Source organism: Bradyrhizobium sp. USDA 4449, from assembly GCF_054056275.1.
Window position 1 is genome coordinate 6287001 of the sequence record NZ_JBSRYD010000001.1, and the last position, 20410, is coordinate 6307410.

19 protein-coding genes and 1 tRNA gene are annotated in these 20410 nt (G+C 63.4%); 4 read left to right on the forward strand and 16 right to left on the reverse strand.

Annotated features, from left to right (window positions below; genetic code table 11):
* Window positions 1-10 precede the first annotated feature (10 nt).
* Both ACVIIW_RS29435 and rpoZ read right to left on the reverse strand, forming a co-directional pair.
* The gene (locus tag ACVIIW_RS29435) at window positions 11-2296 is read right to left on the reverse strand and encodes a RelA/SpoT family protein (protein WP_092228662.1); all 2286 of its coding nucleotides are present in this window, start codon (window positions 2294-2296) and stop codon (window positions 11-13) included.
* 210 nt (window positions 2297-2506) lie between these two features.
* Window positions 2507-2899, reverse strand: coding sequence for a DNA-directed RNA polymerase subunit omega (rpoZ, locus tag ACVIIW_RS29440; RefSeq protein WP_027522935.1), 393 nt, complete (start codon window positions 2897-2899; stop codon window positions 2507-2509).
* Between the two features lie 327 nt (window positions 2900-3226).
* Between rpoZ and ACVIIW_RS29445 the strand changes: the two genes are divergently transcribed.
* Together ACVIIW_RS29445 and ACVIIW_RS29450 are read left to right on the forward strand one after the other, a co-directional pair.
* Window positions 3227-3871, forward strand: coding sequence for a LabA-like NYN domain-containing protein (locus ACVIIW_RS29445; protein ID WP_045008001.1), 645 nt, complete (start codon window positions 3227-3229; stop codon window positions 3869-3871).
* Complete coding sequence (locus ACVIIW_RS29450) at window positions 3852-4526, forward strand: uracil-DNA glycosylase (RefSeq protein ID WP_456703922.1); 675 nt, start codon at window positions 3852-3854, stop codon at window positions 4524-4526. Before ACVIIW_RS29445 ends, ACVIIW_RS29450 begins: the two co-directional genes overlap by 20 nt.
* Here ACVIIW_RS29450 and ACVIIW_RS29455 read toward each other — a convergent pair.
* Genes ACVIIW_RS29455 through dapA form a run of 4 tightly spaced genes read right to left on the reverse strand, consistent with a single transcriptional unit; the run spans window position 4523 to window position 6997 of the window.
* Window positions 4523-5104: a peroxiredoxin gene (locus ACVIIW_RS29455; protein WP_456703923.1), complete on the reverse strand. Its 582-nt coding sequence runs from the start codon at window positions 5102-5104 to the stop codon at window positions 4523-4525. The genes ACVIIW_RS29450 and ACVIIW_RS29455 overlap by 4 nt on opposite strands.
* 4 nt (window positions 5105-5108) lie before the next feature.
* The gene (smpB, locus tag ACVIIW_RS29460; protein ID WP_254194047.1) at window positions 5109-5582 is read right to left on the reverse strand and encodes an SsrA-binding protein SmpB; all 474 of its coding nucleotides are present in this window, start codon (window positions 5580-5582) and stop codon (window positions 5109-5111) included.
* A 59-nt stretch (window positions 5583-5641) separates the two neighbouring features.
* Window positions 5642-6055, reverse strand: a complete 414-nt coding sequence (mscL, locus tag ACVIIW_RS29465; protein ID WP_456705305.1) for a large conductance mechanosensitive channel protein MscL — start codon at window positions 6053-6055, stop codon at window positions 5642-5644.
* Window positions 6056-6106: 51 nt separating this feature from the next.
* Window positions 6107-6997, reverse strand: coding sequence for a 4-hydroxy-tetrahydrodipicolinate synthase (dapA, locus tag ACVIIW_RS29470; RefSeq protein ID WP_092228658.1), 891 nt, complete (start codon window positions 6995-6997; stop codon window positions 6107-6109).
* A 308-nt stretch (window positions 6998-7305) separates the two neighbouring features.
* On the opposite strand from dapA, the gene ACVIIW_RS29475 reads away from it, so the two are divergent.
* Window positions 7306-9687, forward strand: a complete 2382-nt coding sequence (locus tag ACVIIW_RS29475) for a transglycosylase SLT domain-containing protein (protein WP_456705306.1) — start codon at window positions 7306-7308, stop codon at window positions 9685-9687.
* Between the two features lie 76 nt (window positions 9688-9763).
* Here ACVIIW_RS29475 and ACVIIW_RS29480 read toward each other — a convergent pair whose 3' ends face one another.
* Both ACVIIW_RS29480 and ACVIIW_RS29485 read right to left on the reverse strand, forming a co-directional pair.
* A complete protein-coding gene (locus tag ACVIIW_RS29480) occupies window positions 9764-10138 on the reverse strand; it encodes a DUF3551 domain-containing protein (protein WP_456703924.1) in 375 nt (124 codons plus the stop codon).
* A 73-nt stretch (window positions 10139-10211) separates the two neighbouring features.
* Window positions 10212-11765, reverse strand: a complete 1554-nt coding sequence (locus tag ACVIIW_RS29485) for a porin (RefSeq protein WP_456703925.1) — start codon at window positions 11763-11765, stop codon at window positions 10212-10214.
* A 638-nt stretch (window positions 11766-12403) separates the two neighbouring features.
* On the opposite strand from ACVIIW_RS29485, the gene ACVIIW_RS29490 reads away from it, so the two are divergent.
* Window positions 12404-12496 (forward strand) — tRNA-Ser (locus ACVIIW_RS29490).
* A 137-nt stretch (window positions 12497-12633) separates the two neighbouring features.
* Here ACVIIW_RS29490 and ACVIIW_RS29495 read toward each other — a convergent pair.
* From ACVIIW_RS29495 to ACVIIW_RS29530, 8 genes are all read right to left on the reverse strand, one after another.
* Window positions 12634-12900, reverse strand: a complete 267-nt coding sequence (locus ACVIIW_RS29495; RefSeq protein ID WP_456703926.1) for a hypothetical protein — start codon at window positions 12898-12900, stop codon at window positions 12634-12636.
* 1412 nt (window positions 12901-14312) lie between these two features.
* Window positions 14313-15791, reverse strand: a complete 1479-nt coding sequence (gene gatB, locus ACVIIW_RS29500; protein ID WP_456703927.1) for an Asp-tRNA(Asn)/Glu-tRNA(Gln) amidotransferase subunit GatB — start codon at window positions 15789-15791, stop codon at window positions 14313-14315.
* Window positions 15788-16090 carry a hypothetical protein gene (locus ACVIIW_RS29505; RefSeq protein WP_456703928.1) on the reverse strand — a complete coding sequence of 101 codons (303 nt, stop codon included), beginning with the start codon at window positions 16088-16090 and terminating at the stop codon, window positions 15788-15790. Before ACVIIW_RS29505 ends, gatB begins: the two co-directional genes overlap by 4 nt.
* Window positions 16081-17556 (reverse strand): Asp-tRNA(Asn)/Glu-tRNA(Gln) amidotransferase subunit GatA, encoded by a 1476-nt coding sequence (gene gatA, locus ACVIIW_RS29510; RefSeq protein WP_456703929.1) that lies wholly within the window; start codon window positions 17554-17556, stop codon window positions 16081-16083. Before gatA ends, ACVIIW_RS29505 begins: the two co-directional genes overlap by 10 nt.
* On the reverse strand, window positions 17553-17765 hold the full coding sequence (locus tag ACVIIW_RS29515) for a hypothetical protein (RefSeq protein WP_456703930.1): 213 nt from the start codon (window positions 17763-17765) through the stop codon (window positions 17553-17555). The genes gatA and ACVIIW_RS29515 overlap by 4 nt, the downstream gene beginning before the upstream one ends.
* Window positions 17766-17843: 78 nt before the next feature.
* Window positions 17844-18131, reverse strand: a complete 288-nt coding sequence (gatC, locus tag ACVIIW_RS29520) for an Asp-tRNA(Asn)/Glu-tRNA(Gln) amidotransferase subunit GatC (protein WP_456703931.1) — start codon at window positions 18129-18131, stop codon at window positions 17844-17846.
* A gap of 76 nt (window positions 18132-18207) precedes the next feature.
* Entirely contained in the window at window positions 18208-19284 is a 1077-nt protein-coding gene (locus tag ACVIIW_RS29525; protein WP_456703932.1) for an NAD(P)H-dependent flavin oxidoreductase, read from the reverse strand.
* Window positions 19274-20317 carry an NAD(P)H-dependent flavin oxidoreductase gene (locus ACVIIW_RS29530; RefSeq protein ID WP_456703933.1) on the reverse strand — a complete coding sequence of 348 codons (1044 nt, stop codon included), beginning with the start codon at window positions 20315-20317 and terminating at the stop codon, window positions 19274-19276. Before ACVIIW_RS29530 ends, ACVIIW_RS29525 begins: the two co-directional genes overlap by 11 nt.
* Between the last annotated feature and the right edge of the window lie 93 nt (window positions 20318-20410).

Consider the following 20410-nt stretch of genomic DNA (forward strand, 5'->3'; position numbering starts at 1 on the left):
CAACGGGCGCCTATCCATTAACACGTTCGACCTTGGCGACGACCGCTTTTGCGCGAAGCTGCGCCAGGATCGCGCTCAGATGCTTGAGATCGTAGACTTCGAGATCAATCGTCGTCTCCGTGAAGTCGGGTGAGCGGCGCTGCATGCTGATGTTGTCGATGTTGCCGTCATGCTCGGCGATCACGGTCGCGATCTGCGCCAGCGCGCCGGGCTCGTTGACGTTCTCGACCTTGATGCGCGCCGGGAAACGCTGCGGCGCGGAGTCCTCGATATCCCAGCGGACGTCGAGCCAACGCTCCGGCTCCTCCTCGAAATCCTTCAAGGCCGGCGACTGGATCGGATAGATCGTAATCCCCTCACCCGGCGTGACGATGCCGACGATGCGGTCGCCTGGCACGGCGCCGCCGTTGGGCGCGAACTTCACCGGCAGATCGGAGTTGTTGCCGCCGATCGGGATCGCAACCGGGCTACGCGACCGCTCGAGCACCTTCTCCTTGAGCTTGGCGGCGAACCCCTTCTTGATGCCGTAACGCGCGACGCGCTCCTCCTTGTAGTCGGGATACATCGCGCGCGCGACGTGGGAGGCCTTGATCTCGCCGCGGCCGACGGCCGCCATGACGTCCTCGATCGATGTGCGCGCAAGCCGCGGAAGCGCGCCCTTGAGCTTGTCGTCGGCGTATTCGATCTTGGCGCGCTCGAACAGGCGCTCGACGATACGTCGGCCAAGGCCGGCATATTGATCGCGCACCGCGGTGCGCGTTGCGCGCCGGATTGCGGCGCGCGCCTTGCCGGTGACCGCCAGCGTTTCCCAGGCCGAGGGCGGCGCCGACTGCGCTTCCGAGGTCAGCACCTCGACCTCGTCTCCATTCTGAAGCTCCGAGGACAGTGGGGCGAACTGGCCGTTGATCTTGCAGCCCACCGCGCTGTTGCCGACGTCGGTATGCACGGCATAGGCGAAGTCGATCACATTGGCATGGCGCGGCAGCGCGATGAGCTTGCCCTTCGGGGTGAAGCAGAACACCTGGTCGTGGAACAGCTCGAGCTTGGTGTGCTCGAGGAATTCCTCGGGGTTGGCGCTCTCCGAGAGAATGCCGATAGTGTGGCGCAGCCAGGCGAATGCGTTCGATTCGCGCTTGAGGAATTCGGTCGGGGAGCCCACACCTTCCTTGTAGAAGACGTGCGCTGCGATGCCGCGTTCGGCGATCTGGTCCATCGCCTCGGTGCGGATCTGGAGCTCGACGCGCTGGTTGCCGGGACCGATCACCGTGGTGTGGATCGATCGATAATCGTTCTGCTTCGGCGTCGAAATATAATCCTTGAAGCGTCCGGGCACGACCGGCCAGGTGGTGTGGACGATGCCGAGCGCGCGATAGCAGGCCTCGATGTCGTTGACGACGACGCGGAAGCCGAAAATGTCGGACAATTGCTCGAAGCCCACCGACTTGCGCTCCATCTTGGTCCAGATGGAGAACGGCTTCTTGCGGCGGCCATAGACCCGTGCGCCGAGACCCCGGTGGCGCAGATTGTTGGAGAGCTGGTCCTCGATCTCGCCGATCAGGTTGCGGTTGCGCTCGGCGAGCGCATCGAGCCGCTGCATCACCACCGAATAGGCGTCCGGATCAAGGGTGCGGAAGGACAAATCCTCCAGCTCCTCGCGCATTTCCTGCATGCCCATGCGACCGGCCAGCGGCGCATAGATGTCGAGCGTCTCCTCGGCGATGCGCCGCCGCGATTCGGTGGGCACGAAATCGAGCGTGCGCATGTTGTGCAGGCGGTCGGCGAGCTTGACCAGGAGCACGCGGACGTCGTCGGCAATCGCCAGCAGCAATTTGCGCAGGTTCTCGGCCTGCTTGGCTTCGCGCGACACCAGCTCTAACCGTTTCAACTTGGTCAGGCCTTCCACCAGCGCGCCGATCTCGGGACCAAAGAGCTGGTCGATCTCGGCACGCGTCGCCTCGGTGTCCTCGATGGTGTCGTGCAGCAGCGCGGCGACGATCGTCGCATCGTCGAGCTTCAGGTCGGTGAGAATCGCCGCCACTTCCAGCGGGTGCGAGAAATACGGATCGCCGGAGGCGCGGGTCTGCGAACCGTGCGCCTTCATGGCGTAGACATAGGCGCGGTTCAGCAGGTCTTCGTTGGTGTTCGGATTGTAGGACCGGACGCGCTCGACGAGGTCGTACTGACGCATCATCCGCGCGCGCGGCTTCGCTGGCCGTGCCACCGGCGCAGTCGGGGCCACGGCAACCGATTCGGTCGCGGCCTGCATCTGCGTGGATCTGCGGCGTCGATACACCATGCCGTCCTACCTTCAAACGGACCACGAAACAGCCCGTTGCATACATCCTAAGCTGCGATCGCAGGCACGGCCGATCAATTCGGTGACAGGCGCGCGGCGCGAACCGGCAACGTTATGGTAACCACGAAAACGTCAACAAAAGCAAAGGCCCGAACGCGGGTTCGGGCCTTTGATAAGATCACAAGAAGTCGACGATCGCGAGTAAGACGATTACTCGTCCTCCTCGGGCTGCTCTTCCGGCGGCGCGAGGCCCTCGAGGCCCTTCAGGAGCTCCTCTTCGGTCATGCGCTCCACGGCAACTTCGGTATCGTCCGCATCGACGCTGGCGCCGGCGGAGCCGATCAGCGGAACCGTATCCGGCTCGGGCTCGTCGACCTCGACGAACTTCTGGAGGGAGTGCACCAGTTCCTCCCGGAGATCCTCCGGCGAGATGGTCTGGTCGGCAATTTCACGCAACGATACAACAGGGTTCTTGTCGTTATCGCGGTCAACCGTTAGCTGTGAACCGGACGAAATCATGCGGGCGCGGTGGGCGGCCAGCAGGACCAGGTCAAAGCGGTTGTCGACCTTGTCGATACAATCTTCTACGGTGACGCGAGCCATAGACTGTCGCTCCGTTGTGGGTGGGACGAAATATGTGGATGATTGGCGCTAGTTATAGGGGCCGGGCAGGTTTCGCAAGGCCAAATTGTGATTTGGCCTCGCCAAACGGCTCTGCTACCCCCACATTAGGGCTAGGACTGGTGGCTTCCCGGGCCGCTGTCGAGGGCGGCGCCGGTGTACAAGAGTCCGCCATAACTATACCTTGATTGCCCTGACTTCTCCGGATTTGCGGCTTCGACGGGTTTCGGCAGGGCTTTGAACTGCGCGGCTTGCTGCCGCTGCGCCAACAATAACGACATGATCACGAACACTACGCGAGCAAACTGAATGTCACCTTCCTCTACCGACAAGATCGCGCTCTTCATCGACGGGGCCAATCTGTACGCGACAGCGAAGACTCTCGGCTTCGACATCGATTACAAGCGCCTTCTGAAGGAATTTCAGAGCCGCGGAACGCTGCTGCGGGCGTTCTACTACACAGCCATCATCGAGGATCAGGAATATTCCTCGATCCGTCCCCTGATCGACTGGCTCGACTACAACGGCTACACCGTCGTCACCAAGGCGACCAAGGAGTTCATCGACGCGTCCGGCCGCCGCAAGGTCAAGGGCAACATGGACATCGAGCTCGCCGTCGACGCGATGGAGCTCGCCGAGCACATTGATCAGATGGTGCTGTTCTCGGGCGACGGCGACTTCCGCTCCCTGGTCGAGGCCGTGCAGCGCCGCGGCGTGCGGGTCACGGTGATCTCCACCATCGCCAGCCAGCCGCCCATGATCGCCGACGAGCTGCGCCGCCAGGCCGACGTCTTTACCGACCTCGTGGAGTTGCAGTCCAAGCTTGGCCGCGATCCGTCCGAGCGTCCCGCCCCGCGCGACCGCGGCGAGCGCGAGGCGCGCCATCACGCCCCCCAGTTCCTCCAGCGCGCGACCACGATGGCGCCGAGGGGCGATGACGACTTCGAGGAGTGAGGCGGCCCGGTCAAGCCTCCAGGCCCCTAGCCTCGTCCCCGACCGTGATTGTCCGCTCTGCCCGCGCCTGGTCGCCTTTCGCGAGGCGAACCGCGCGCGCGAGCCGTTGTGGCACAATGCCCCGGTCCCACCTTTCGGCGACATCAGGGCGCGCCTGCTGATCGTCGGCCTCGCGCCGGGGATGCAGGGCGCCAACCGCACGGGCCGGCCGTTCACTGGCGATTATGCCGGCGACCTGCTCTACGCCACGCTGCTCGAATACGGCTTCGCCAAGGGCACTTATCAGGCCCGGCCCGACGACGGCCTCAAACTGGTCGACTGCCGGATCGCCAATGCCGTGCATTGCGTTCCGCCGCAGAACAAGCCGCTGCCGGTGGAGATCAACACCTGCCGGCAGTTTCTCGTCGCCAATCTCGACACGATGCCGAAGCTGCGCGCGATCATCGCGCTCGGGCGGATTGCGCACGACAGCGTGCTCAAGCCGCTGAAGCTGAAAGCCTCGCAGGCGCCCTTCGGCCACGGCGCGGTGCACCAGGCGGGCCCGTTCAAGCTCTACGACAGCTATCACTGCTCCCGCTACAACACCAACACGGGCGTGCTGACGCCGGACATGTTCCGCAGCGTGTTCGCTAGGGTGAAGGCCGACCTCGACTAGGCTTTGGCGGGATTGGCTTTCAGCCAATCCAGCACGTCGCCGGCGTTCCGGTCGGGCGGGAACACCGGATAGAACACGTGAGTGATCTTTGCGTCGTCCACGATCAGGGCGAGGCGCTTGATCAGTGTCAGGCCCGCAACCTCCATGGTCGGCAGATTGAGCGCGCGCGTGAAGGCCAGCTTCTCGTCCGAGAGCACCGGGAACGGCAGATGCAGCCGCGACGCCATCTCGGTCTGGTATTCGTTGCTCTGGGTCGAGAGACCAAACACCTGCGACGCACCGGCGGCCTTCAGCTCGGCGAACAGGTCGCGAAACGCGCAGGTCTGCGGCGTGCAACCGCGCGCACCCGGGATCATGTCCCAATCGTCGACCAGAGAGATCTTGCCGGGCTCGCCGGTGCGGGGATAAGCGAACACCACGGTACGACCCGGGAGCACCGACAGATCGACCGAGGTGTCATCGGTTGCGAGCAGGCTGATCGCGGGCACCATCAACCCCTTCAGATGCGCCGCACCGCCATCGTCGGTGGGGGCTGGAATCCGGCTCCAGTCCACCTCGAGCAGGTTCTTCTGGTTCATCTCGCTATCCCCTCGCCCGCATCAGGCGGCCCTTCTCCCGACTCCAGTCGCGCTTCTTCTCGCTCTCGCGCTTGTCGTGCAGCTTCTTGCCCTTTGCAACCGCGAGCTGCAGCTTGGCCCGCCCCCGCTCGTTGAAATAGAGCTTGAGCGGGATCAGCGTCATGCCCTCGCGGTCGACCGCGCCCATCAGCTTGTTGATCTGGCGGCGGTGCAGCAGCAGCTTTCGCGGGCGCTTGGGCTCGTGGTTGAAGCGGTTGCCCTGGAGATATTCGGGAATGGTGGCGTTGATCAGCCAGATCTCGCCATCCTTCGAATCCGCATAGGACTCCGCAATCGTGCTCTTGCCGTTGCGGATCGACTTCACCTCGGTGCCGGTCAGCGCAATGCCCGCCTCGACCGTATCCTCGATCGCGTAGTTGAAGCGGGCCTTGCGATTTTCCGCCATGACCTTGATAGGACGTTCGTTCTTATCAGCCATGGACAACAAACCTGAGAAAGATACGCCGCGACGCTAACGAATTGGATGAAGCGCGCGCGTCACTTCTTGAGGAGATCGCGGATCTCGGTGAGCAGAACGACCTCCTCCGACGGCTTCGGCGGCTCGGCGGGCTTGGTCTCTTCCTTGCGCTTCAACGTATTCATGGCGCGAATGACCAGGAAAAGCACGAAGGCGATGATGATGAAGTTGATCGTCAGCGTCAGGAAGTTGCCGTAAGCGAGCACGGCGCCTTGCTTTTTCGCATCCGCTAAGTTGGTGGCGGTGACCGCCTTCGACAAGGGGACGTAGTAGTTCGAAAAGTCGAGGCCACCGGTCGCGGCGCCGATGACCGGCATGATGATGTCACCGACCAGCGAGGTGACGATCGCGCCGAAGGCCGCGCCGATGATCACGCCGACTGCGAGGTCGACGACGTTGCCTTTCATCGCAAACTCACGGAACTCCGTGAGCATCTTCCTGCCCTTCTCGTCGACGCTCATGAACGACTCCCCCGGTTGGCTGAATCAGTTGATCAGGCCGGCGTGCACCATGGCGCTGCGCACCGCAGCGCGGGTCGGCTCGGAGACCGGAACCATCGGCAACCGCAGCGTCTCGTCGAACTTGCCGAGCAGCGACATCGCGTACTTGACGGGCGCCGGATTGCTCTCGATGAAGAGGTTGTTATGCAGCGGCATCAGCTTGTCGTGGATCGCGAGCGCAGCCTTGGCGTCGCCCTTGGCCCAGGCCGCATGGAACTCGGCGCACAGGCGCGGCGCAACGTTCGAGGTCACCGAGATGCAGCCATGGCCACCATGCGCCATGTAGCCGATGATGGTGGCATCCTCGCCGGAGAGCTGGTTGAAGTCCTCGCCGAGTGCCGCGCGCTGCTGCGATACGCGCACCATGCTGGCGGTGGCGTCCTTGACGCCGGCAATGTTCTTCAGCTCCCATAGCCGCTTCATGGTGTCGACCGACATGTCGATCACCGAGCGCGGCGGGATGTTGTAGATGATGATCGGAATCCCGATCGCATCGTTGATCGCCTTGAAGTGCTGGTACATGCCTTCCTGGGTCGGCTTGTTGTAGTAGGGCGTCACCACGAGGACGGCATTGGCGCCCGCCTTTTCGGCATGCTGGGCAAGCTCAACCGCTTCCTTGGTCGAATTGGAGCCGGCGCCGGCGATGACGGGCACGCGGCCCTTGGCCTCCTCGATGCACCATTCGACGACCTTCTTGTGCTCATCGTGGGATAGCGTCGGGCTCTCGCCGGTGGTGCCGACCGGGACCAGGCCGTTGGTGCCTTCGGAGATCTGCCAGTTGACCAGGGAGCGGAACGCAGCCTCGTCCAGCGAGCCATTTTTGAACGGCGTGACCAAGGCAGTGAACGACCCCCGGAATTTCGTCTTGGCTGCCATGGACTTCCTCCGTACGCGGCGAGATTTAGAGCAAGCCTCTTTCATATCGGGTCTCCCCCGCCGGTAAAAGGGCCGCATCCGCGTGACGCACCGTTTAAGCCGCGATTTTGCCGCGGTGGTGGTACAAACCGGGCGACGGTAAGCGGCTGTTGGTATTTTGTCCGCATATTCAATCAAATGCAGCCAGATCTTGTACAGCCCAGATGTACAGATGGGGCTTGAGCCAATTGACTGATTCGGGGCGACGAACCGCCGTGACCTCCTTTCCTCGTGCTGCATGGCGAGCTGCCGGTCTGGCCATGTGCCTGATGGCCGGCCTGTCGATCGGGTGCGTCGCCCTGGCGAAGTCCAGTCAGGCGATCGAGGACGCCGCGAAGGAACCGGCCAAGGAACCGGCCAAGCAACCGGCTAAGCAACCGGCTAAGCAACCCGCGAAGCCGGCGGCCAAAGGACCCGCGAAACCGGCGGCCAAGCAGGCCGCGAAGGATACGACCAAGGGATCGGCCAAAGAGACAGCCAAGGGCGCAAGCACGCCAGCAGCTTCCGCTGCCGCGAAGAAGCCTGCCAGCAAGGACGCGAAGGACAAGCCGAAACCCGCCCCCACCGCTGCGGCGCCAAAATCACGACCGGCCGCGAACGCGCCGGCGGTGACAGCCACCGTCAGACCTTCCGCGCCGGGCCCAGCCTCCGCCAGACCTGTCGCGACGCCCGTGCTGGCGCCTGCGACCCGCCAACACGCCGCGCCCCGCAAGCCGGTTACGCCAGCCGCGGTCGCTGCGACCTCATCGACGTCGCAAGCCGACAAGGAGACGCTGGAGAACGTCATCGAGCTGGTGCGCAAGCGCAAGCCGGGCGAAGCCAGCAGTTACGCAGATTCGATTTCCGATCCGGTCGCGCGAAAGCTAGCGGAATGGATCATCCTGCGCAGCGAGGACAATGGTGCCAGCGTTGAGCGCTACCGCGCCTTCCTCTCCGCCAATCCGAGCTGGCCGTCGCAGACCTTCCTGCGCCGTCGGCTCGAAGCCGCGATGTGGGATGACAAGCGCGACGATTCCGTCGGCTGGTCGTGGTTTGAGAACGAATCCCCCGTTTCGGCCAAAGGCCGCTTCGTGCTTGCCAAGGCCATGCTGGCGCGCGGTGACCGAGCCAATGCCGAACGGCTGGTGCGCGAGGCCTGGCGCAGCGATCCGATGTCGGAGGAGACCGAGAACAACGCGCTCGATCAGTTCGGCGCCCTGCTGACGCCGGGCGACCAGAAGGCGCGGATGGACACGCTGCTCTACGGAAGTGAGCACGAGGCGGCGCTGCGCGCGGCAAAACGGCTTGGCGCCGGCTATGTCGCCCTCGCCAAGGCCCGTATCGCCTCCTTCAAGAAGGCGCCGAACACGCGCGCGCTGCTCGAAGAGGTGCCGCGTGAGCTGCACAGCGATCCCGGCTTCATCTTCAGCAAAATCCAGCTGCTGCGCCGGGAGGAGAAGTTTGCCGAAGCGGCTCAACTGATGCTGTCGGCGCCGAAGGATCCGAACCGGCTCTACAATCTCGATGAATGGTGGATCGAGCGGCGCCTCCTGGCTCGCAAGATGATCGACACCGAGGACTTCCGCAGCGCCTACCTGATTGCGCGCGACGGGGCCCTGCCCTCGCGCGATATCTACAAGACCGAGCAGGAATTCACGGCGGGCTGGATCGCACTTCGCTTCCTCAACGATCCCGCAGCGGCCAGCCAGCACTTTGCCCGCATCGGCGTCGGCAGCGTCAATCCGACCACGCTGGCGCGTGCCGGTTACTGGCAGGGGCGCGCGGCGGAGGCCGCCGGACGTCAGCAGGAAGCGCGCAACGCCTATGCCCGCGCCGCCGAGCAATCGACCAGCTATTACGGCCAGCTGGCACGCGCCAAGCTCGGCCTGCCGCAGATCGAGCTCAACAGCCAGCCCCGCAGCCGCGGCGCCGGGCGGCTCGAGATCGTGCGGGCCGCGCAATTGCTCTACGAACTCGATGAACGCGAGCTGACAGTGCCGCTGCTCGCCGACATGGGCGAGAACGGCGATCCCGAGGCTCTGGCCGGCCTCGGCGAGCTGGCCCAGCGCTATGGCGACGCGCGCGGCATGCTGCTGGTCGGGAAAGCCGCACTCAATCGCGGCCTGCCGTTCGATTTCTATGCCTACCCCGTCAACGGCATTCCGCAGTTTTCACAGATCGGCCCCGAGGTCGAACGCAGCATCGTCTACGCGATCGCGCGGCAGGAGAGCGCGTTCAACCCCGCCGTGGTCTCACCTGCCCAGGCCTACGGTTTGATGCAGGTGACGCCGGACGCGGCGCGCTATGTCTGCAAGCGGCACGGCGCGACTTACGACCTGTCGCGGCTGAAGAACGATTCCTCGTACAATGCCACGCTCGGTGCGGCCGAACTCGGCGGCCTGCTTGAGGACTATCGCGGCTCTTACATCATGACGTTTGCCGCCTACAACGCCGGGCGCGGCAGCGTGAAGAAGTGGATCGACCGCTACGGTGATCCGCGCGACGCCAAGGTCGACGCGGTCGACTGGGTCGAGCTGATTCCCTTCTCTGAAACCCGCAACTACGTGCAGCGGATCATGGAGAATCTCCAGGTCTACCGCGCCCGCTTCGGCGGCGGCACGCGGCTGCAGATCGAGGCCGATTTGCACCGTGGCGCCGGCAGCGTGGAATAGCGGCGCTCCACGACAGCGTCGCTCCCGTCCGAGGGCGTATCAGCTTACGCGAAAGCCGCAACGCCGGTCCCGATTTTCACCACGTCCTGCCCGGAGCGGCCCGGCCACGAGGTGCGCGGACGGGGCCGGCTGAACCCGGCTGGGACCAATATGGGTTGACCATGCACATTGCGGGCAAGCCGAGCGCAGCCTCTTTACACGCTTCCCAAGAAGCGTAGCTGCAGTAGATCGTGCTGCTGCCGCCCCACTCCCATCTTTGCAGGCATACAGGGTAATTGGGATCGTACCGTTGGGCCGATGCTGGCCCGATAGCGAGGATTGTGGCGCCAGCGACGAGGCTTGCACGAATCGCGTCCATCGTCGCCCGCCTCCGAAATATCCGACTGTTCACGATTGAATACTCCCGCACCGCTTCCTCCGAGAAGCGCAGCCAATTCTTCCAGGACAGCATACGTCGGATCACCAACAAAGAAAAACCCCGGCAGTTTCCTGCCGGGGCTCTCCAATCAATCGGATGATTGATCTTAGAAGTTGCGCTGAGCGCGGAGCATCATGGTCAGCGAGTTCTGATCCTTCAGCTCGTAGGTCGCAGCCGGCTTCGCGAAGGCGGCAACAGCAGGGGCATTGATGGCGCCCGAGTACTTCTGGTCGAGCATCGTGTAGCTCAGGTCAGCCGTGAACGCCAGGTTCTTGACCGGGGTCCAGACGGTGTTGACACCGATCACGCCGATGTTGAAGTCCGGGTTGCAGGTCGAACCAGCGACGGCGATCGTGGCGAAGTTCGCGCAGATCAGGCCCTTGCTCGTGTTGCCGTAGCCCATATGAGCATAGCCACCGTAGATGGCGCTGGCCCAGTTCGGGGTCCAGTTGTGGGTGTAACCACCGCGGAAGCCCCAAGCCTTGGTCGTCTCGATGCCGGTGCCGGCGCCGAAGACGCCGTCAGTGATACCAGCGAAACCAACGCTCTGGTAAGCACCAGCTAGGCCAGTGCCGCTGTACATCGAGAAGTTCTGCGGCCACGAGATGTTGCCGAAGACGTAGTGAGCCGCACCGTCGGCGTAGACGGCCTGCATGTTGATCGAGTCACCCGCACCGGTCGGGATATTCTTGATCGACAAGGCGCCCTGCACAGCCCAGCCCCACTTGTCGGCTGGGTGGTCGGTGGCCTCGGTCGCACCGTAGTACGCACTGTGGATATCGTGCGCGACAGCCGCGATCTGGAACAGACCCCAAGCCTGGTCAACACGAACCTGACCGACGATGTCGGGAGAACGGTTCGCACCCCAATCGTACGTGCCGTAGTTGCCCTGGATGAGGGCAGCGGCAGCATTCGCAGCAGCCGAAGTCGTAACAATGGCGCCTGCGCCGTTCACAGCACTGCTGGCCGCAAAGCCGGTCGCATTCCACAGGTTCGATTGACCGCCGCCGTTGCCCGTCGTCTGATCCTGGATCGACACTGCGGCGGTGATGCCCTGGCCGAAGTCAGCCGTGTAGGTGGCCTGGTTCACACCGGTGACGAAGTTCGAGCCGCCCGGAATGGTGTCGGGACCGCCAGCCGGATAGCCCGTCCACGGCGCATCGAAGATCGAGACGGTGCGACCGAAGGTGAAGCCAGCGAACTGGATGAAGGCGTGGTAGAGGCCGAGACCAGCGGCACCACCTGCAGCGGCTGACGGGTTGCTCGCGGAGACCGTTCCGGAGTCAACGCTGAACACCATGTCGGCGAAGGTGCGGACCACGCCGTACTCGGTTGCGGTGCGGGTATCGACCGTGAGGTCCATACGAGCGCGGCTGTAATAGTAGTTCGTCAGACGGTTGTTCGAGCCGCCGTTGAAGGTGCCCTGGCTAAACCGGAAGCCGTAGTCGTTAGCGCCGCCGAGGATCATGTCCGCGCGGACGTAACCACCCAGCTTGATGCAGGTGTCGGTGCCGGGGATGTAGTAGAAACCCGCACCGTACAGCGAGCAGATCTTCACGTATTCGACGGCCTTTGCCTTCAACGGAAGGTCGGCTGCCTGGGCTCCGCCAACGGCGAGCAGACCCGCCACTGAGCCGAGCAAAAGGCTCTTAAAGTTCATGTTAAACCTCCAAGTTGCTCTTCAGGGAAGGTCACTGACCCGGACGGCCAATTCCCCAACCCCCTCTAAATCACCGCCCTGGCCACCTTCGCGTCTTCGGACACACCCGCAGGAACACGAGGGACTTAAGCGAAAGACCTAAACGGGACGACCTCGGGATGCCCCCCTCCGTCGCCTGATCACAACAACTGAACGTCGTTGCACACACAACAAAAGATCGCTCCGGAACGGGCCTATCAAGCGTGTTTTTCGACGGGTGTTGCACAATTAACACGCAGATGTGATCGCGCGGCATCGCTAATCAATTGTTTTTACTTGTCTTTTTTGACAAGTTCGTTTGCGGTCGAAATTCGCGTTTGGTCGTGCCCGGGCCAGCTTACGCACAGCTCCAGGTCTGAGCACCCGAATCGGGGAATGCGGGGACTGGAGTGGGATGTGTAATCCCGTAAGGCTCGGCGAGCCGGGAAACAGCCGCCCCCCGCGCCACCGCGTGCGTGTGTCACGGACACTCTATATGTCTGGGAACCCGCCGAAGGTCAGGGAATCCCGCATCGACGGAAATCGTTGGGAATATTCGAGCGAAAACACACGCTTCCAAATTGACCGGCCCAAGCAATTAGATGCATAAGGCTCGCACCGGAGAGGTGGCCGAGTGGCTGAAGGCAACGCTTTGCTAAAGCGTCATACGGTCTCAAGCTGTATCGAGGGTTCGAATCCCTCCCTCTCCGCCACCCAGCTGCGGGCCGCCTGCGAGGCGATGCTGCACGAGGATTTAGGACCGTGGCTGGCTTGAACCGCAGGAGAGGCGCTCGCAGCCCAAGCCCGCAAGTCGAAGTCGAGTTTCCCGGGGGTCGGGGCGCTGAACCGCTCAGTGCGCGGACGCCCACGCCCTCGCCTCTCGCTGCGCGGTCGCGATCTCGGCCTCCGACATCTGCCCCGCCACTTCCTGGCGCAGCGCAACGGCGTCCCGGCGGCCCTTCAGGGCAGCAAGATTGAACCATTTGTGCGCGGCGACGAGGTCGATCAGACCCGAGCGGCCGCTCGCCCAATAGAGTCCGCGCTCGAACAGAACGTCTGACAGCGCGGTCCCATCGATCGGCGTCGCCGTATCGAGATCGAAAGTACCCTGAAACATAACGCATCCCCTTTTCTTATGCCGCCTCTAATCCCCGGAGCGCGGCTCCCGTCCAACTCTGATGTGCAAAATCCCTTCTGGGATCGTGCGCTGTTCAACTCATCCCCAAGGGCTTCTTGCCCGATGCCGTTTGCCGGCTTGTTGGAGGCGATGATGGCGGGCAAATTTGAATGGCAGTTTAAGTATCGCGATGAAGCAGACGTAAACGGGAAGCCGCGCCGCGCGCGTGAGAATTTCAAGAAGTCCCTGATTTGCAGGTACTTCTGCGTTTCCTCAGGATGCGTTTACCCTGTGATTTTCGGACATCGATAACCATCGCGCACAGTGCCACGCCGCGTGCGGTCACATGTCGGAGGTGGCGCGCGCGACAATCATGCCGGCGCGCCCAGCCTCGACAGCCCGGCCACGCACAGCGGCGGCGCAGTCAGATCAACAATGTCGGGAAAGGGATTGCCGGCAATACCCCGGCCTCAGGGAACGAGGGCGTCGGCGAACACGTCAGGACCAGATTCCAAATGAGCCCGAAGGCCGCGTGTGGAATTGCGGAGCCCTTGTTCAGGGAGACCGCACCGAACGAAGAAAACTCGTTTCTTCTGCCGGACCGGACTTTGGCGGGCAGGCCCGCGAAGCTGACGATCCGACCGTTGACCTGATGTCTCGCCGACACCCTCTGTCGTCGACCAGAACCTCTGGGAGGCGCTGATGACGTGCCGGCTGCTAGGAGCCGGCAACTTCAGAAGTCGAAGTTACTTCTTCTTCGCGACCTTGCGGGTCTTCTTCGCAGTCTTCTTCACTGCGCTCTTCGCCTTCTTCGCCTTCTTCGCCTTCTTCGCTTTCTTGGCCATGTTGCCCTCCGATGTGTGAGATGGCTTTAATCGCTGCGCGCATTCGGGGATCGAATGTGCGCTCACCCCAAATACACCAACACGACGAAAAAAACATCTTCTCACTTAAGGAAGTGTTGACGACGCAGCGCGCGTGCGCCAGCCGCGCTTGATTTGCCAGTCGGCAGCCACTCGCGTCCACGATTGCAAATGCTTCTCTCGGCATCGACGTCGGCAAGCGCCGCGACTGCCGGAATATCCTATGCAGCAAGCATTATTCTGCTCACGCACATCTCGCGCGATCAGCGCGACGATGAACGCTGCGAAGCTCGCGATCGCGCAGCGGAGGCGAGTCGCGGACTCTGAGTCGCGAATTTTGGCAACGAAATTATTTTCATGCTTAACGGCGGGAGCGCTCGTCGGAGCGTGTGCAAGTCGCCGTTTTGCGCGAATCGCGCGGTGGCGATTCGGCGGCGCTGCGCGCCTTTGAGCAGCTGATGATTGCCGCAGATGAGGCGCGCGAGCGTCGCATCACGGGGTCAAGCGAGGTGACGATGCGCGTCCGTCACCTCGTCCGAACGCGTGACGTCAGATGCCGAGCTTGGACTTGAGCAGGTCGTTGACGCTCTGCGGGTTGGCCTTGCCGCCTGACGACTTCATCACCTGGCCCACGAACCAGCCAAGCGACTGCGGCTTGTCCTTCACCTGCGCAGCCTTGTCGGGATTGGCCGCGATGATGTCGTCGACAACCTTTTCGATCGCCGAAAGATCCGTGACCTGCTTCATGCCGCGGCTTTCGACCAGCGCGCGCGGGTCGCCGCCCTCCTGCCAGACGATCTCGAACAGATCCTTGGCGATCTTGCCCGAGATCGTGCCCTCGCCGATCAGGTCGATGATCGCCGCCAGCTGCTCGGACGTCACAGGAGAGTCGGTAATATCACGGCCCTCCTTGTTGAGACGGCCGAACAGTTCGTTGATCACCCAATTCGCCGCCATCTTGCCGTCGCGGGCGCGGTTGGGGAGCCTGTCGAGCACCGTCTCGTAGAACACAGCGCTCTCGCGCTCGGCCACCAGCACGCCCGCATCATAACCCGAGAGGCCGAAGTCGGCGACAAAACGCGCCTTCTTCTGGTCCGGCAGCTCGGGAAGCGCTGCCTTCAGCTCGTCCACGAAGCTCTGCGAGAACTCGAGCGGCAGCAGATCCGGATCGGGGAAGTAGCGGTAGTCATGCGCCTCTTCCTTCGACCGCAGTGAGCGCGTCTCGCCCTTGTTGGGGTCGTAGAGCCGTGTTTCCTGATCGATCTTGCCGCCGTCCTCCAAAATCTCGATCTGGCGGCGCGCCTCGTACTCGATGGCCTGGCCGATGAAGGTGATCGAGTTCAGGTTCTTGATCTCGCAGCGGGTGCCGAGCGGCGCGCCCGGCTTGCGCACGGAGACGTTGACGTCGGCGCGCAAGGATCCCTTCTCCATGTCGCCGTCGCAGGTGCCGAGATAGCGCATGATCGAGCGCAGCTTGGTCACATAGGCCTTGGCCTGCTCGGCGTCGCGGATATCGGGCTTGGAAACGATCTCCATCAGCGCCACGCCGCAGCGGTTGAGATCGATCAGGGATTGCGACGGCAGCTTGTCGTGCTGCATCTTTGCCGGATCCTGCTCCAGATGCAGCCGCTCGATGCCGATGGAGACGCTGCGGCCACCGTCGAGCTCGACCAGCACGTCGCCCTCGCCCACGATCGGCGACTTGTACTGGCTGATCTGGTAGCCCTGCGGCAGGTCCGGATAGAAATAGTTCTTCCTGTCGAACACCGAACGCAGATTGATCTTTGCGTTGAGACCGAGCCCGGTCCGGACAGCCTGCCTGACGCATTCCTCGTTGATCACAGGCAGCATGCCCGGCATGGCCGCATCGACCAGCGACACTTGGGTGTTTGGATCACCACCGAACGCAGTCGAGGCGCCCGAGAACAATTTTGATTTGGATGTCACCTGGGCGTGGATCTCCATGCCGATGACCGTCTCCCAGTCGCCGGTGGCGCCCTTGAGAAGCTTGTGCGTAGCCGTGCTCATGTCCTGCTCCCGAGCAGCGTGGCAGCGATCCGCTCCCACTCCGCTTCCAATGAATCCTTTGCCGCGACCTGGCCGGCCTGGCGATACCAGTACCCGGCATTGCCGAGATCGCCTTCGACGCGGTGCAGATACGCGTGCACCCAGGCCGCCTCGCGGCTGCTCTCGTCCTGAACGATCCTGTGCGCCTGGTCCCAGTCGCCCTTCGCAGCCCACCAGAGACCCGCGAGCGGCGCGCTCAACTCCGGCGCGGGTGCCGCACCATCGAGGCTTGCGATGAAGCCGGCGACATTCACCACCACCTCGCGGGCGTGAAGCGGCCGGCCGCCTGCTCGATCACTTCGCCGAGCGAGAACAACGTCTCCTCCTCGAATGGACGGCCGATCAGTTGCAGGCCGAGAGGCAGGCCCTGACCGTCCTTGCCTGATGGCACGGCAATGCCCGGCAGGCCCGCCATATTCACGGTGACCGTGAAGATGTCGTTGAGATACATCTCGACGGGATCGGCCCCGCCTTTCTCACCGATGCCGAAGGCCGCCGACGGCGTCGCCGGGGTGAGGATCGCGTCCACACCCCTCTCGAAGCAATCCTCAAAATCCCTCTTGATCAGCGTGCGCACCTTCTGGGCGCGCAGATAATAGGCGTCGTAGTAGCCGGCCGAGAGCACATAGGTGCCGATCATGACGCGGCGGCGCACCTCGGCGCCAAAACCTTTGGCGCGGGTGTTCTCGTAGAGCTCGGTGATGGTCTTGCCGTGCTCGCGCAGGCCATAGCGGACGCCGTCGTAACGCGCGAGGTTGGAGGAGGCCTCCGCCGGCGCCACGATGTAATAGGCCGGCAGCGCGTATTTGGTGTGCGGCAGCGATACCTCGACCAGCTCGGCGCCGGCCGCCTTCAGCCACGCCGCGCCCTCACTCCAGAGCTTCTCGATCTCGCCCGGCATGCCGTCGAGACGATACTCCTTGGGAATGCCGATCTTCATGCCCTTCACGGATTTGCCGATCGCGGCTTCATAATCAGGCACGGCAATATCGACCGAAGTCGTGTCCTTCGGATCGTGGCCGGCCATCGAGCGCAGCAGCATCGCGCTGTCGCGCACGCTGCGCGCAATTGGACCGGCCTGGTCGAGCGAAGAGGCAAACGCGACGATGCCCCAGCGCGAGCAGCGGCCATAAGTCGGCTTGATGCCCACGGTTGCGGTGAACGCCGCCGGCTGGCGGATCGAGCCGCCGGTGTCGGTCGCGGTCGCGCCCATGCACAGCAGCGCAGCCACCGCCGAGGCCGAGCCGCCGGACGAGCCACCCGGCACCAGGGTGGTGTTGGAGCCCTCGCGCCGCCAGGGATTGCCGACGGGACCGAAGCACGAGGTCTCGTTCGCCGAGCCCATCGCGAACTCGTCATTGTTGAGCTTGCCGAGCATGACGGCGCCGTCGCGCCAGAGCTGCGAGGTGACGGTCGACTCATAGGTCGGCACGAAATTGCCGAGGATCTTCGAGCACGCCGTGGTGCGCACCCCCTTGGTCGCGAACAGATCCTTGATGCCGAGCGGGATGCCGGCGAGCGGACCGGCGTCGCCCTTGGCGATCCTGCCGTCCGCCTCGCGCGCCATGGCCCGCGCCTGGTCCGGCGTCTCCATCACGAAGGCATTGAGCACGCGCGCTTTCTCGATCGCGCTCAGATGCGCGTCGGTCAGCTCCAGCGACGTGAAAGTCTTGTCGGCGAGACCCTTACGGGCCTCGGCGAGCGTCAGCGATGTCAAATCGGTCATTTATTGATCGGGCTACAGAAGAAAGGAGACAGGGTCTTGTCGTTGGCCGGGTCGTCTTTTTTGGCGGCCGCATCCGCGGCGGCCTGCATTTCGTCGAGCACGGCATTGACGGCGACGTTGGGATCGGCAGCCTTACCCTGCCGTTCCAGCTTGTCGAGGTAGTTCATGTAGGCCTGATAGGCCTTCTCATCGTCGCAAAGCATGCACATCGCACGGCGTCCTAAGAGTCTTTAGTTGACGCGTTTTCTTGACGCGAACCGGATTCCACTTCGCTCGAAAACGCTATGCTACTCGACGACCTTCGGCACCAGGAAGAAGTGACCTTCGGTCTCAGGCGCGTTGGCAACGATATCGTCGGCGATCTCGCCGTCGTTCACCACGTCTTGCCGCTTCTTCATCTGCATCGGGGTGACCGAGGTCATGGGCTCCACGCCCTCGACATTGACCTCCGAAAGCTGCTCGACGAAAGCGAGCATGGCGTTGAGCTCGCCTTGCAGATGCGGAACCTCGTCCTCGGAAACCGCAATGCGCGCCAGATGCGCGATGCGGCGGACGGTAGCGGCGTCGACGGACATTATATAAGGCCTCTCACGGCAAAACCTATGTGCCGTATAGCAGAGGCCGGTTTTCCGCCGCAACCGGGGCTGGAACCTACCCAGCCAGCGCTTTCAGGCGAGCCAGCGCCGATCTGGCGAAATCCCGGGTCAATTCGGCCGCGGGGACCTCACGGCCAAGGGCCACAGCCTGGCCGGCCCAGAGATTGGTGAAATCCACCCTGCCCTGCTTTTCGGCAGCCGCCTTCAGCGGTCCCAGCGCGGTCGCCGCATGGGGAAACGGCGGCGCATCCGGCGAGATCGGCCCGAGCTCGCGCATCAGGCGATTCTGGACACCGCGCGCCGGACGTCCGGTCATGACATTGGTGATGACGGTGGAATCGTCGCCCGCCTCAGCGAGCGCCTTGCGGCCGCCTGCGCTCACCTTGGACTCCGGACAGCGCAGATACGCACTGCCGATCTGCACGCCAGAGGCACCAAGTGCGAAGGCCGCGGCAATGCCGCGCCCGTCGGCGATGCCTCCGCAAGCGATCACCGGCACCTTCACGGCATCGACGACCTGCGGCACCAGCGCGAAGGTCCCGGGCTGTTCGGAGATCTTGTCGGTCAGGAACATGCCGCGATGGCCTCCGGCTTCGGCGCCCTGCGCAATGACCGCATCGACGCCGCGCTGTTCGAGCCAGACCGCTTCCTTCACCGTCGTGGCGGATGAGATGACGAGACAGCCCGCCGCCTTGACGCGCTTGAGCAGCGTCGGCTCCGGCAGGCCGAAATGAAAGCTGACGATTTCAGGCTTCAGCTCCTCGACCACCTCGCAGAACGCGGCATCGAACGGCGCGCGGTTCGCGGCGTTGATCGGCGCCGCCGGATCGAGGCCATGCTCGGCGTAATAACCAGCGAGCCGTTGCTTCCAGCGCGCTTCGGCCCCGGCCGTCAGATCGACCGGCGTGTGACAGAAGAAGTTCATGTTCACCGGCGCCTTCACACGCTGGCGGATGATGTTGACCTGCTCGCGCGCCTTCTCCGGCGACAGCATCGCGCTCGGCAACGAGCCAAGTCCGCCGCCCTGAGCCACGGCGATCACCAGTTCGGCATCCATCACACCGGCCATCGGCGCCAGCACGATCGGAAATTCGGTCTTGAAGAGGTCGATCAGTCGACGGTCAGGCCACATGGTGTGTCTCTCTTGGTTGTCTGTTCTTACCCTCTCCCTCCAGGGAGGGTGAAGAGTCCTGTGCCGCTGCGATCGAATTGCGTTGGCCGGCCAGCAACTGCTCGGCCTCAGCAGCAATCCGTCCGACGATCTCGGCCGCTGGGGGAATATCGTGGATCAGGCCGACCGCTTCTCCGGCAAAGACGGCCGCGATTTCGAAATCGCCCGCCATTTTTGCCGCGGCATAGTCCTTGGCAATCTCGTCCGCGCGTTGCAGCAGCTCGATCTCACGGCCGGTCCAGGTCTTGATATGGCTGTTGACCAGCGCGCGCGCGGTAAACGGCGCCGGCCAGAACAGTTTTCGCGACCAGTCGGGGACGACCCCGCGCACGGTCCCATTGCCGTCAGCCGTGCGAATGCGCTGCTTCGCGCCCTCTGCGCCATTGGCCTCGACGCTCGCATAGAAGCGCGTGCCGATCAGCACGCCGGACGCACCCAGCATCATCATCGCCGCAAGACCACGGCCGTCGGCGATCCCGCCAGCCGCCACGACCGGCACACGTCCGGCCGCGAGGTCGACGATATCAGGCACGATACCGACCGTGGTGCGCGATGCGCCATGGCCACCCGCCTCCGTCCCCTGTGCGATCAAAATCTCTGCGCCGGCATCGAGCGCCTGCTTTGCCATCGCCTCGGTTTGCACCTGGCAGATCAATCGCGCGCCGCTCGCCTTGATGCGCGGCGCGAACGGCGCAGGATCGCCGAACGACAGCATGACTGCCTGCGGGCGCGCATCGAGCGCGATGTCGAGAAGGTCCGGCTGCTTGGCCAGGCTCCAGGTAATGAATCCGATCCCGAACGGTGCAAATCCCCTAAGCTCCGCCGTCTCGGCCTGTAGCCGCCCCCGATCGCCGTAGCCACCGCCCAGAATGCCGAACCCTCCCGCCTCGCTGACGGCGCGGGTTAGCCGGCTGCCGGCAACCATGTCCATGGGCGCCGAAAGGATCGGATGCCTTATCCCGAGAAGCTCCGTCAGCGGCGTAGTGATCGACATGAGGTCTCCCGCACTGGACAGGAAGATTAAGCCCAACTAGCATTCTCGAAAAATGAATTGTAGCGAACGCTGTCATCGCAAAAGCGAAACGAT

Excerpts from the sequence above, each read along its gene's own strand:
- ACVIIW_RS29435 (WP_092228662.1), bottom strand. The coding sequence starts at position 2,296 with ATGGTGTATCGACGCCGCAGATCCACGCAGATGCAGGCCGCGACCGAA.
- rpoZ (WP_027522935.1), bottom strand. The coding sequence starts at position 2,899 with ATGGCTCGCGTCACCGTAGAAGATTGTATCGACAAGGTCGACAACCGC.
- ACVIIW_RS29445 (WP_045008001.1), top strand. The coding sequence starts at position 3,227 with ATGTCACCTTCCTCTACCGACAAGATCGCGCTCTTCATCGACGGGGCC.
- ACVIIW_RS29450 (WP_456703922.1), top strand. The coding sequence starts at position 3,852 with ATGACGACTTCGAGGAGTGAGGCGGCCCGGTCAAGCCTCCAGGCCCCT.
- ACVIIW_RS29455 (WP_456703923.1), bottom strand. The coding sequence starts at position 5,104 with ATGAACCAGAAGAACCTGCTCGAGGTGGACTGGAGCCGGATTCCAGCC.
- smpB (WP_254194047.1), bottom strand. The coding sequence starts at position 5,582 with ATGGCTGATAAGAACGAACGTCCTATCAAGGTCATGGCGGAAAATCGC.
- mscL (WP_456705305.1), bottom strand. The coding sequence starts at position 6,055 with ATGCTCACGGAGTTCCGTGAGTTTGCGATGAAAGGCAACGTCGTCGAC.
- dapA (WP_092228658.1), bottom strand. The coding sequence starts at position 6,997 with ATGGCAGCCAAGACGAAATTCCGGGGGTCGTTCACTGCCTTGGTCACG.
- ACVIIW_RS29475 (WP_456705306.1), top strand. The coding sequence starts at position 7,306 with ATGGCCGGCCTGTCGATCGGGTGCGTCGCCCTGGCGAAGTCCAGTCAG.
- ACVIIW_RS29480 (WP_456703924.1), bottom strand. The coding sequence starts at position 10,138 with ATGCTGTCCTGGAAGAATTGGCTGCGCTTCTCGGAGGAAGCGGTGCGG.
- ACVIIW_RS29485 (WP_456703925.1), bottom strand. The coding sequence starts at position 11,765 with ATGAACTTTAAGAGCCTTTTGCTCGGCTCAGTGGCGGGTCTGCTCGCC.
- ACVIIW_RS29495 (WP_456703926.1), bottom strand. The coding sequence starts at position 12,900 with ATGTTTCAGGGTACTTTCGATCTCGATACGGCGACGCCGATCGATGGG.
- gatB (WP_456703927.1), bottom strand. The coding sequence starts at position 15,791 with ATGAGCACGGCTACGCACAAGCTTCTCAAGGGCGCCACCGGCGACTGG.
- gatA (WP_456703929.1), bottom strand. The coding sequence starts at position 17,556 with ATGACCGATTTGACATCGCTGACGCTCGCCGAGGCCCGTAAGGGTCTC.
- ACVIIW_RS29515 (WP_456703930.1), bottom strand. The coding sequence starts at position 17,765 with ATGTGCATGCTTTGCGACGATGAGAAGGCCTATCAGGCCTACATGAAC.
- gatC (WP_456703931.1), bottom strand. The coding sequence starts at position 18,131 with ATGTCCGTCGACGCCGCTACCGTCCGCCGCATCGCGCATCTGGCGCGC.
- ACVIIW_RS29525 (WP_456703932.1), bottom strand. The coding sequence starts at position 19,284 with ATGTGGCCTGACCGTCGACTGATCGACCTCTTCAAGACCGAATTTCCG.
- ACVIIW_RS29530 (WP_456703933.1), bottom strand. The coding sequence starts at position 20,317 with ATGTCGATCACTACGCCGCTGACGGAGCTTCTCGGGATAAGGCATCCG.